Genomic DNA, 11,522 nt, shown 5'->3' with positions numbered 1-11,522 from the left:
GATGACCATTCAGCGCCCGTCCCTCGACCGTGCAGCCGAACTCCGCGAGGAGCCGGATGTGCTCGATCGTCTGCGCGCCGACCCGGCGACCCGCGTCATCGTCGTGCGTGAGGGACGTGTCCGGGTCGTCGATTCCGCGCTGCTGCGCGTCGCACCGGATGCGGTCGTCGAGGCGACCTGGGCTCTCCTCGGCCGCGATGTCGACGGCACCGTGCTGCTCCTCGCCGCCGCCCCGCCGGAGAACGACGCACTCGACACGGCCCCGGACGAGATCTGGCTCGGCCTCCGTGACCTCGGCGGACGTCTCGACGGGCAGGAGTCCGAGCTCCTGATCGGCGCGATCGCCCTCGCGGGATGGCTGCGCGATGCCCCGTTCTGCCCTGCGTGCGGTGGAGCGACGCGACTTCAGCAAGGCGGATGGTCGCGGCGCTGCCTCGTGTGCGGGCGCCAGCATTTCCCGCGCACGGATCCAGCGGTGATCGTCGCCGTCGAGAGCCGGGACGGCGAGCGCCTCCTGCTCGGCGCCAACGCGAACTGGGGCGGACGGATGTTCTCGTGCTTCGCGGGCTTCACCGAGGCCGGGGAGTCCCTCGAATCGACCGCGTATCGCGAGATCGAGGAGGAGTCGGGCGTGCGGCTGTCCGCCCTGCGGTACGTCTCGTCCCAGGCCTGGCCGTTCCCGCGCTCGCTCATGGTGGGCTTCCGCGCCGTGGTCGACGACGAGTCCGCTGCACGCCCCGACGGGGAAGAGATCATCGAGGTGCGCTGGTTCACGCGCGCGGAGATCGGCTCCGCACTCGCCGGAGACGGGCCTGTGGGCCTTCCGGGCCCGGCATCCATCGCCCGTGCCCTGATCGTCGAATGGTACGAGGACCACGCGTGAGCGCACTCGATGCCCTCGATGAGCGGCAGCGGGCAGCGGCATCCGTGCTGCGGGGACCCGTCGCCGTGCTCGCCGGTGCCGGGACCGGAAAGACACGGGTGATCACGCATCGCATCGCGCACGGCGTCGACACCGGCGCCTATTCGCCTTCGCGTGTCATGGCCGTCACGTTCACCGCCAAGGCCGCGGGCGAGCTCCGCGGTCGCCTGCGTGCTCTCGGAGTCGAGGGTGTGGCTGCCCGCACCTTCCACGCGACAGCACTCGCTCAGCTGAACTTCTTCTGGCCCACGCTGGCCGGTTCCCCGGCGCCCTCGATCATCGACAACAAGGTGCGGATGCTGGGGCAGGCCGCCGACGCGATACGCCTCCGTCCCAGCACGGCCACACTGCGCGACATCGCCTCCGAGATCGAGTGGCGCAAGGTCTCGATGCTGTCGATCGACCAGTACGCGGCACTCGGGCGTCCGATCAGCGGTGTCGATGCGGGCCAGCTGATCGAACTGATGCGGGGATACGAAGCACTGAAGGACGATCGTCGTCAGCTCGACTTCGAAGACGTGCTCCTCGCCTGCGCGGGCATGCTGGAGGCGGAGCCCCGGGTCGCCGCATCCGTCCACGAGCAGTACCGGCACTTCACGGTCGACGAGTTCCAAGACGTCTCGCCGTTGCAGAACCGGCTGCTCGAGCTCTGGCTGGGCGATCGCCATGACATCTGCGTGGTCGGCGATGCCAGCCAGACCATCTATTCGTTCGCGGGGGCCGAGCAGCGGTTCCTGCTCGATTTCGAGCGCCGCCACCCGGACGCGACGGTTGTGAGGCTGGAGACGAACTACCGCTCGCAACCGCCGATCCTCACCGCAGCCAACGCCCTGATGCACGGCCGCCCCGGCGCGTTGGAGCTCGTGCCGGCCCGGGAGCAGTTCACCGCGGATGCGCCGACCATCACCGCCTACGACACCGAGGGGGAGGAAGCCGCGGGGATCGCTGCGGCCATCTCCGCCCGCATCGAGGCGGGTGCCTCCCCCTCGGAGATCGCAGTCCTCTACCGGGCGCACGCGCAGTCCGCGGTTCTGCAGCAGGCGCTCGCGGCCGAGGGCATCGCGACGTCGGTGCTGGGCGGCACACGCTTCTTCGCCATGCCGGAGGTTCGTCAGGCGATCCTCGCGCTCCGGGCCGCCGCCGTGGCTCCCAGCGAGCAGGGCTTCCTCCCCGGGGTGGAGCGGGTGCTTCGCGAGCTCGGTCTCACAGAGGAGCCGCCGGCGGCAGGGGGAGCGCAGCGCAGCGGATGGGAGGCGCGACGTGCCATCCTCCGGCTCGCGGAGGAGGCGGGGCCCGAGGCGGATCTGCGAAGCTTCAGCGACGCGCTGATGGCGCGGGCGAAGGACCAGCACGAGCCGACCATGCGCACCGTCACGCTGTCGACCCTGCATGCCGCCAAGGGGCTGGAGTGGCCGCACGTGTACCTCGCCGGATGGGCGGAGGGATCGCTGCCGATCTCGTATGCGACGACGTTCGAGGCGATCGACGAGGAGCGGCGACTGGCCTACGTGGGCGTCACGCGCGCCGCCCGTACGCTGGCGCTGTCGTGGTCGAGATCAGCGGGTCGGGGGGAGCGCTCTCCGTCGCGGTTCCTCGCTGAGATGGGGACCACGGGCCGCGGCACCGGCATTCTTCGTGAAACGACACCGGACGCCACTCGCGGGAACCGTCCGCGCTGATCCGCACCATCCTCCCGGACGCACCTTCGTCGTCGGCGAGGAGCAGCGCGGCGAGCCGCCCGGCTTCAGCGACCTGCGCGGCGCGGATCGGGCCCGGATCACGACCGATCATCTGCGTGTGCAGCAGTGGCCAGGCCGGGTCGAGGTCTCGGGCATGGGCGTCGCGACACGCGAGACAGGCGGACACACCGGGGACCACGAGCGGCCCGACGGTCACGCGGCCGGGCTCGAACGCGACCGGTAGGTGCGCGACGTCCTCGCGCAGGTAGCGGGCGAACTGCAGTGCCGCGGACACGCCGTTCACGAGCACGATGGCCACGCCGGGCCGGTGACCGATGTCCACGAGTTCGATGCCTTCGTCGGAGAGCGCCTCGCGCATCCGGTACTCGCTCCGGCCGTCGGCGATCCCGATGTTCTCGACCCAGGCAGGGCGTGCCGCAGCGACATCGTCGAGGAGCACGTCGTCGAGACGCGCGAGGAGTGTGCGTGCCGCCTCCCGCGGAGCGCCGGCCGCGTGCGCGATCACGTCGAAGGAACCCCGCCGGAAACCGGAGCGCAACCGGCTGAGAAGCAGTTCCACCCAGGGGTCCTCCGCATCGATGCGCAGGCCGCCGTCATCTCCGAGCTGAAGGGTGTGCTCGTCGCGCCACAGCAGGGGAGAGCTCGGGTGCAGACGTGTGAGGAGCGGAGGGGTGAGCGGCATCTCTCCGATTGTGGAGAGGATGGCGGCATCGCGGGGCCGCAACCGGGCATCCGTGGACAACTCGCCGACGTTCGTCGAGCGGGGGAGGAGAGGTGCGGGCATCCTCGGACGCCCGCACCCTGCCTCAGACCGGTCGGTCGCCCTCCGGGGCCGCGTCGCCGTCTCCGTCCGCTTCATCCGTGGTTCCCGCTGCGGGCTCGTCGGCCGAGAAGTCGTCGCCGTCGAGCAGGCGGGCCAGTGCTTCATCGAACTCGTCGGCCACCGGCTGTTCGCCACGCTCAGCCGCCTGCAGCCGGGCGACGAGTCCGCTCGGGTCGTCGATGTCCTCGGCCGTCGGCATCAGGTCGGGGTAGTCCCACAGCGAGTCGCGTCCGCTGATGCCGACGGCGTCGGTCACCGCCTGCCACATCGCGGAGGCTTCGCGTATGCGTCGGGGGCGCAGCTTGAGCCCGACCAGTGCGCCGAGTGCGTCTTCCGCAGGACCGCCGACGGCGCGTCGGCGTCGAGCGGCTTCCGCGATGCGGGCACCGTCGGGCAGCCGCGAGGTCGCCTCGGCTGTCACCACGTCCACCCAGCCGTCGATCGTCGCGATGAGGTTCTCGAGTCGGGTGAGCGCCTCGCGCTGCGCCTCGCTCTGCACGGGGAGGAGAGCGCCGCCCTCGATCGCCGCGCGCAGTTCCTCGGGGTCGGAGGGATCGAGGCGGCTGGCCACGTCTTCCAGCGCGTCCACATCGACGGTGACTCCGCGCGCGAAGTCGGTGATCTGCGCCATCACGTGCAGGTGGAGCCACTTCGCGTGCCGGTAGAGCCGCGCGTACGCGAGCTCGCGGGTGGCGAGGTAGAGCGCGATCTGGTCTTCGGGGATCTCGAGACCTTCGCCGAACGCGGTGAGGTTCTGCGGGATGACGGCCGCCGTCCCCGCGGGGAGCACGGGGATGCCGACATCGCCTCCGGAGACCACCTCGAGCGAGAGGTTGCCGAGCACCTGACCGAACTGCGCGGCGAACACCGAGCCGCCCAGGCCTCGCATCAGCTTGCCTGCCCCCTGGACGACGTCGCGCATCTCCTCCGGCACCTGCGTGTCCAGGGCGGAGGTCAGCGCGTCCGCGATGCTCGTCGACACCGGGTCGGCGATCTCCTTCCACACCGGCAGCGTCTTCTCGACCCACTCGCCGCGGGTCATCGCTGTCGGTGTCTCGGAGAGCTCCGAGATCGTCGTCGCCTCGCCGAGCCACAGATTCGCCAGCGCGAAGGAATCTGCGAGCGAGGTGCGTGAACCGTCGGTCACACCCTGCCCGTCGCGGTTGGCGATGAACAGGGCCTGGCGCAGCGCGTTCTCCCAGGGATCGCCACCGAAGGCGCCCTGCAGCTGCGACATGATCGTCTGCATCATCGCGGGATCGAGTGTGAAGCCGTCCATCCCCTCGAAGGCGCCCCGGAGCGCTTCGGGGTCGATGTCCCCGCCGCCCTGATTCGAGAGCATCTTCCGCAGGAACTCCTGGAAGTCCTCGGGTGTCGGGTCGTTGTCTGCCATGTCGCTCGCCCTCTCAGCACTTCTGTTGCCGTGGCCTCTACGCTAGTCACAGGTTTCTGCGCGCGAACCCGATGCGGGCAGATCGGTGTACGCCGCTCGCGAACGACGGAGGAATGCAGTGGATCGAACGCGGTCTGGGAAGCTCGGACTCGGAGTCTGGGCGCTGATCGTCGCGCTCATCGCCCTGGTCGTGCTGACGTTCCTGCCGTCGCCCTACGTGATCCAGCGGCCGGGCCCGGTGTACGACACCCTCGGCACTGCGGAGGGAGCGGACGGCGAGCAGGTTCCGCTGATCAGCGTCGAGGGCGCCGAGACCTTCGAGACCGCGGGCACTCTGGACCTCACGACGGTCCAGGTCGTCGGCAACCGCGAGCGCACACCGAGCTGGTTCGAGCTGGCACTGGCGTGGATGGACTCGTCCAAGGCGGTCGTCCCGCTCGACACGGTGTTCCCGCAGGGGGTGACGAGTGAGCAGCGCGACGAGCGCAACGCCACGCTGATGGTGGACTCGCAGCACGAGGCGACGGCCGCTGCGCTGAACGAGCTCGGGTACGACACCGGTGCTCAGGTCGTCGTCGTCGACGCCGTCGCCGACTCCCCGGCCGCCGGCATCCTCGAAGCCGACGATGTGATCACCGCGATCGACGGCACGCCGGTCACCTCTGCGACGCAGCTGCGCGAGGCGATCCAGGCTGCCGAGGGAGCCCCCGTGCAGCTCACCGTGCTGCGCGCCGGAGCCGAGCAGACCGTCGAGATCACTCCCGAGAAGCACACCGAGGGCGACGCGACCCTGTGGCTCATCGGCATCACGCTCCGCACCGACTACGACTTCGAGATCGACGTCACGATCCAGCTCGACAACGTCGGCGGCCCCAGCGCCGGGATGATGTTCGCGCTCGGCATCATCGACACCCTGACCGAGGGCGAGCTCAACGGCGGGAAGGACGTGGCCGGTACCGGCACGATCGACGCGGCCGGCACCGTCGGGCCTATCGGCGGCATCCGGCAGAAGCTCTACGGTGCCAGGGACGCGGGGGCCGAGTACTTCCTCGCTCCCGAGGCCAACTGCGACGAGGTCGTCGGGCATGTGCCGGACGGGCTCCAGGTCATCCGCACCGCGACGCTCGACGAGTCTCTCGCCGCGCTCGAGGTCATCGCGGACGACGGAGACGTCGCCGCTCTTCCGACCTGCGAACGCGCCGGGAGCTGAACACACATGTGCGGCCGTGACCTCGCCGTGACCGGGATGACAGCCTGCCCACAGTGAGCGATGCCTAGGATGGTGGGGTGACCTCCTCGCCTTCAGCTCCGAACCCGGCCACGCCTCGAACCTCACGACGCATTCTCGGCATCTCCCTGGTGATCATCGCCGCCTTGATCGCGGTGTTCTTCGTGTTCGCCTCCCTGTACACCGAGTTCCTCTGGTTCGACCAGGTGGGCTTCACCGGCGTCCTCACGACGCAGTGGATCGCCACGGCGGTGATGTTCGTGGTCGGCTTCCTCGGGATGGCCGTTCCGCTGTTCGTCGTCATCCAACTCGCGTACCGCCTGCGTCCGGTGTACGTGCGACTCAGCTCGCAGCTGGATCGGTACCAGGAGGTCATCGAACCGCTGCGTCGCCTGGCGATGTGGGGCATGCCCATCTTCTTCGGACTGTTCGCCGGCTTCGCGGCCGCGGGGCAGTGGAAGACCGTCTGGCTCTGGGCCAACGGTGTGGCGACGTCCGACGTCGACCCGCAGTTCGGCATCGACACCGGCTTCTACATGTTCGCGATGCCGTTCTACACGATCCTGCTCGCCTTCATCTCGGCTGTTCTGCTGCTCTCGCTCCTGGTCACCGCCCTCGTGTCGTACCTGTACGGCTCGGTGCGCATCGGCCAGGGTGAGCTGCGCATCTCGAAGCCCGCACGCATCCAGCTCGCGGTCATCGCGGGCCTCTACCTGCTGGTGCAGGCGGCGAGCCTCTGGCTCGATCAGTACAAGACGCTCGTCGAGCCCGACGACCGCATCACGGGCGCGGCGTACACGGGCGTGAACGCGACGATCCCGGGTCTCGCGATCCTCGCGATCATCGCCGCCGTCGTCGCGATCCTCTTCTTCGTCACCGCCGTCATCGGCCGCTGGCGCTTCCCGCTGGCCGCGACGGCGCTGCTCATCGTGGCGTCGCTCGTCGTCGGCGTGGGATACCCGTGGGTGGTCACCACCTTCCAGGTGAAGCCGAACCAGAACGCCTACCAGGCCGAGTACTACCAGCGGAACATCGACGGCACGAAGGAGGCGTACGGGGTCGCGGACCTCGAGACCACGCCCTTCGCCGCCAAGACCGACGCAGAGGCGGGGCAGCTGCGCGCCGACGCCGAGACCACCGCCTCGACGCGCATCATGGACCCGAAGGTCATCCCGCCGACGGTACGCCAGCTCGAGCAGTACCGCGGGTACTACCAGTTCCAGACGACGATGGACGTCGACCGGTACGAGATCGACGGGAAGATGCAGGACACCGTGGTTTCCGTGCGCGACCTCGACATGTCCGGACTCGGCGACGGCGACAACTGGAACAACCGCGTCGCGGTCTACACCCACGGCTACGGCCTCGTCGCAGCCGCTGGAAACCAGCGCACCACGGACGGCGAACCGGTGTTCCTCGAGCGCGGCATCCCCACCTCCGGGTTCCTGTCGGACCGCGAGAACTTCGAGCCGCGCGTGTACTTCGGCGAGAACTCGCCCGAGTACTCGATCGTCGGCGCCCCCGAGGGGTCGGAGCCTGCGGAGATCGACTACCCGCGCGGCAAGGACGGCTCGAGCGAGACGAAGACCACGTTCGAGGGGAACGGTGGTCCGAAGATCGGTGACACGTTCACGAAGCTCCTCTACGCGCTGAAGTTCCAGTCCGAGCAGATCCTGTTCTCGAACCTGGTGAACGAGGACTCGCAGATCCTCTACGACCGCGATCCCAAGACGCGCGTCCAGAAGGTGGCGCCGTACCTCGAGCTCGACAGCGACCCGTACCCGAGCGTGGTGGACGGCCGCATCGTCTGGATCGTCGACGGCTACACCACGAGTCAGACGTACCCGTACTCGACGAGCGTGAGCCTGTCGGATGCGATCGCCGACTCCAACATCCCGTCGCCGACGCTCGCCATCGACGACATCAACTACATCCGCAACTCGGTCAAGGCGACGGTCGACGCCTACGACGGCTCCGTGACGCTCTACGCGTGGGACGACGAGGACCCGGTGCTGAAGACCTGGCAGAAGGTCTACCCGTCGACGGTGAAGCCGATCAGCGAGATGTCCGGCGAGCTCATGAGCCACGTGCGCTACCCGACCGACCTGTTCAAGGTGCAGCGTGACATCCTCGGGGTCTACCACGTCGACAAGGCCGGATCGTTCGCACAGCAGGACAACCGGTGGCAGACGCCGAACGACCCGCGCAGCGAATCGATGCTGCAGCCGCCGTATTACCTGACCATGCAGATGCCGGGGCAGGACACTCCGAGATTCTCGATGTTCTCGACGTTCATCCCGAACTCGCAGGGCGCGGGTGGAAGCCGTGACGTGCTGATGGGCTACCTCGCGGTCGATTCGGACGCCGGCTCGGAGAAGGGCAAGAAGGCAGAAGGTTACGGCCAGCTGCGCATGCTCGAGATCGACACCGACACGACCGTCCCCGGCCCCGGTCAGGTGCAGAACACCTACAACTCGGACACGTCCGTGGTGCCTCAGCTCAACCTGCTGCAGCAGGGGGAGTCCGAGGTCATCTATGGCAACCTGCTGACACTGCCCGTCGGTGGCGGTCTGCTCTACGTGCAGCCCGTGTACGTGCAGTCGTCCGAGGGGACGCAGCTGCCTCGACTGCAGAAGGTGCTGGTCGCCTTCGGTGACCGCGTGGCCTTCGAGAACACGCTCACCGAAGCCCTCGATACCCTCTTCGGCGGTGACTCCGGTGCAACCGGCGGCGATGACACGGTCGAACCCGATCCGGACGCTCAGGTGCCCGATACCGGCGAGGTGCCGACGACGGAGCCCACGCAGCCCACGGGGGCCGAGGCGGAGGCGCTGGCGGCTGCGCAGTCTGCCTTGGTCGACCGTGAGACGGCACTGAAGGCGGGAGACCTCGCGAAGTTCGCCGAGGCGGACGAGCGTCTCACCGCAGCGGTGCAGAAGCTGATCGAGCTCGACTCCGCCGCAGGCAACTGATTCGAGACATCCGCATCGAATGGGCCTCCCTCCGGGGGCGCCCATCCGCGTCTCTCCGGTGGACCTTCCTCGGTCAGGCGGGCCGAAGTGCGGCGGAGGCGGCGTCGATGGCCTCGACGTCGAGGGAGTAGTACGCCCAACGTCCACGCTGCTCGCGCCTGACGAGTCCCGCGTCGGAGAGGAGCTTCATGTGGTGGGAAACGGTGCCCTGAGAGAGCCCGACGGGCTCCGTGAGATCGCAGATGCACGCCTCCCCGCCGTCACCGGCGGCGATGAGGGAGAGCAGACGCACGCGGGTCGGATCTCCCAGCGCCTTGAACACGCGCGCCACCCTCTCGGCTTCCTCGGTGCTGATGGTCGAGGTGATGCGCGGTACGCAGCAGGAGGTGCCGGCGTCGATCGTGGCAGGGATGGTCATAGGGCCATGCTACCCACGTATTGACAAACATCGATAGATCACGCACTGTGTTCATATCGAAGTTCATCAATGTAAGGAACGTGATGTCCGAGCTTCCCGTCGTCGTCATCGGCGCAGGCCCCCAGGGGCTGGCCGTCGCCGCACACCTCACCGAGCGCGGGTGCGATGTGATCGTGTTGGAACGTGGGTCGAGCCCCGCCACCGCGGTCTCCGAGTGGGGGCACGTGCGCTTGTTCTCCCGCTGGCCCGAGCTGACCGATGCGGCCTCCCGTCGCCTGCTGGAACCCTCGGGATGGACCGCTCCGACGGACGGGTATCCGACCGGCGCGGAGTGGATCGTGCGGTATCTCGCGCCCCTCGCTGAGGTGCTGGGGGAGCGGGTCCGCTACTCGACGACGGTCACCGGCGTCGCGCGCAAGGGGCGGGACCGTGTGGTCGAGAGCGGTCGCGCAGGACAGCCCTTCGTCGTTCATGCGCTCGGCGCGGATGGCGAAGAACTCCGGATCGGTGCACGAGCCGTCGTCGATGCGAGCGGTACCTGGGGTCGCCCCAATCCGGCCGGAGCCGAGGGGCTCCCCGCGATCGGCGAGACAGGCTTCGCCTCGCATATCTCCTACCGGATTCCGGATGATGTCACGGCCCAGGCCGGGCGGCACGTGGTCGTCATCGGGTCCGGGCACTCGGCCACGCACACCGTGCTGCGCCTGACCGCGTTGGCGCGACGACACCCCGGTACACGGGTCTCGTGGCTGATGCGCCGGGGAAAGGCGGCGTCCCGCCTGCTCGGTGGTGCAACGGGCGATGCGCTTCCCGAGCGCGCGGCGCTGGGCGCGCGGGCTCGAAAAGTCATCGAGTCCGGTCTCGTCGATGTCATCCAGGGGTTCCGCGTCGCGGAGTTCCGCGCGGACGAAGAGGGTCTCACGATCATTGCGGACAGCGGAGGTGCGGTGAGGGGCGTCTCGCACGTGTTCGCCTTGACGGGATTCCGTCCCGACCTCGGCATGCTCTCGGAGGTGCGTGTGGCATGGGACCCCACTCTGGAGGCGGTGGCCGGCATCGCCGCGGACATCGACCCGAACGTCCACTCCTGCGGGTCGGTCGGGGCGACAGGGGCGGCCGAGCTCACCCAGCCGGAAGACGATTTCTACATCATCGGCGCGAAGAGCTACGGGCGTGCGCCCACATTCCTGGCGCTCACGGGATTCGAGCAGGCACGCAGCGTCGCCGCACGGCTCGCGGGCGACCTGATCGCCGCGCGGAGCACGCAGCTCACCCTGCCTGCGACGGGTGTCTGCGGGGGATCGGGTGACTTCGATGGCGAAGGCGGCAGCTGCTGTGGGAATCCCCTCGTCCAGGTCGGCACGGTTCGGGCGAGAATGGAGTTGATTCCGGCAACCGCCGATCACGCCGCAGAGAATTCCGACAGCACGCCCGCGAGGAGCATCCGATGACCGACGTACCCGTCAAGCCCTCCGTCCTCTTCGTCTGCGTGCACAACGCCGGCCGCTCGCAGATGGCCGCGGGTTTCCTGCGTGACATCGCGGGGGATCGGATCGACGTGCGCTCTGCCGGTTCCCTGCCCGCGGATCAGATCAACCCGGTCGCGGTGGAAGCCATGGCCGAGCTCGGTGTCGATATCACGGCGGAATCGCCCAAGGTGCTGACCACCGAAGCCGTGCAGGCCTCCGATGTCGTGATCACGATGGGCTGTGGCGATGCCTGCCCGTTCTTCCCGGGAAAGCGCTATGAGGACTGGGAGCTCGACGATCCTGCCGGACAGGGGATCGACGCCGTGCGACCGATCCGGGACGACATCCGCGCCCGGATCGAACGTCTGGTGGCCGACCTGATCTGAGCCGGGTGCGACGCACTCGATCGAATCCGATCGAGTGCGTCGCACGCGAAGCAAAGCGAAAGGCCCCCTGACCTGGATTTCTCCGAGTCAGAGGGCCTTTCATTTGTTGCGGGGACAGGATTTGAACCTGCGACCTCCGGGTTATGAGCCCGGCGAGCTACCGAACTGCTCCACCCCGCGGCACAAGAAGTAACTTATCACGGATTCCGGA

Annotated in this window: 8 protein-coding genes and 1 tRNA gene; 6 read left to right on the top strand and 3 right to left on the bottom strand. The window is 68.5% G+C overall.

What is annotated here, in order from left to right:
- Position 1 precedes the first annotated feature (1 nt).
- Together nudC and GLO27_RS09260 are read left to right on the top strand one after the other, a co-directional pair.
- Positions 2–883: an NAD(+) diphosphatase gene (nudC, locus tag GLO27_RS09265; RefSeq protein ID WP_029260318.1), complete on the top strand. Its 882-nt coding sequence runs from the start codon at positions 2–4 to the stop codon at positions 881–883.
- Positions 880–2,601, top strand: coding sequence for an ATP-dependent helicase (locus tag GLO27_RS09260; protein ID WP_021199637.1), 1,722 nt, complete (start codon positions 880–882; stop codon positions 2,599–2,601). The genes nudC and GLO27_RS09260 overlap by 4 nt, the downstream gene beginning before the upstream one ends.
- 827 nt (positions 2,602–3,428) lie before the next feature.
- On the opposite strand, the gene GLO27_RS09255 is transcribed toward GLO27_RS09260, so the two are convergent.
- Positions 3,429–4,838 carry a zinc-dependent metalloprotease gene (locus GLO27_RS09255; RefSeq protein WP_021199639.1) on the bottom strand — a complete coding sequence of 470 codons (1,410 nt, stop codon included), beginning with the start codon at positions 4,836–4,838 and terminating at the stop codon, positions 3,429–3,431.
- A gap of 118 nt (positions 4,839–4,956) precedes the next feature.
- Between GLO27_RS09255 and GLO27_RS09250 the strand changes: the two genes are divergently transcribed.
- Together GLO27_RS09250 and GLO27_RS09245 are read left to right on the top strand one after the other, a co-directional pair.
- The gene (locus tag GLO27_RS09250; protein ID WP_021199640.1) at positions 4,957–6,048 is read left to right on the top strand and encodes a PDZ domain-containing protein; all 1,092 of its coding nucleotides are present in this window, start codon (positions 4,957–4,959) and stop codon (positions 6,046–6,048) included.
- Between the two features lie 77 nt (positions 6,049–6,125).
- Complete coding sequence (locus GLO27_RS09245; RefSeq protein ID WP_029260315.1) at positions 6,126–9,038, top strand: UPF0182 family protein; 2,913 nt, start codon at positions 6,126–6,128, stop codon at positions 9,036–9,038.
- A gap of 73 nt (positions 9,039–9,111) precedes the next feature.
- Here GLO27_RS09245 and GLO27_RS09240 read toward each other — a convergent pair whose 3' ends face one another.
- A complete protein-coding gene (locus tag GLO27_RS09240; RefSeq protein ID WP_167254503.1) occupies positions 9,112–9,456 on the bottom strand; it encodes a metalloregulator ArsR/SmtB family transcription factor in 345 nt (114 codons plus the stop codon).
- Positions 9,457–9,539: 83 nt separating this feature from the next.
- Between GLO27_RS09240 and GLO27_RS09235 the strand changes: the two genes are divergently transcribed.
- Positions 9,540–10,907, top strand: a complete 1,368-nt coding sequence (locus GLO27_RS09235) for an FAD-dependent oxidoreductase (RefSeq protein WP_208323586.1) — start codon at positions 9,540–9,542, stop codon at positions 10,905–10,907.
- Positions 10,904–11,311, top strand: coding sequence for an arsenate reductase ArsC (locus GLO27_RS09230; RefSeq protein WP_021200357.1), 408 nt, complete (start codon positions 10,904–10,906; stop codon positions 11,309–11,311). The genes GLO27_RS09235 and GLO27_RS09230 overlap by 4 nt, the downstream gene beginning before the upstream one ends.
- Positions 11,312–11,417: 106 nt before the next feature.
- Here the strand turns inward: GLO27_RS09230 and GLO27_RS09225 are convergent.
- Positions 11,418–11,491, bottom strand: a tRNA-Met gene (locus GLO27_RS09225).
- Positions 11,492–11,522: the final 31 nt, after the last annotated feature.

This window comes from Microbacterium sp. Be9 (assembly GCF_011754135.1).
GTDB lineage: Bacteria > Actinomycetota > Actinomycetes > Actinomycetales > Microbacteriaceae > Microbacterium > Microbacterium maritypicum_A.
This window is presented reverse-complemented; position numbering and strand designations above follow the sequence as displayed.

Bases quoted from the DNA above. Each gene is read 5' to 3' on its own strand.
- nudC (WP_029260318.1), top strand. From the start codon at position 2: ATGACCATTCAGCGCCCGTCCCTCGACCGTGCAGCCGAACTCCGCGAG.
- GLO27_RS09255 (WP_021199639.1), bottom strand. From the start codon at position 4,838: ATGGCAGACAACGACCCGACACCCGAGGACTTCCAGGAGTTCCTGCGG.
- GLO27_RS09240 (WP_167254503.1), bottom strand. From the start codon at position 9,456: ATGACCATCCCTGCCACGATCGACGCCGGCACCTCCTGCTGCGTACCG.
- GLO27_RS09235 (WP_208323586.1), top strand. From the start codon at position 9,540: ATGTCCGAGCTTCCCGTCGTCGTCATCGGCGCAGGCCCCCAGGGGCTG.
- GLO27_RS09230 (WP_021200357.1), top strand. From the start codon at position 10,904: ATGACCGACGTACCCGTCAAGCCCTCCGTCCTCTTCGTCTGCGTGCAC.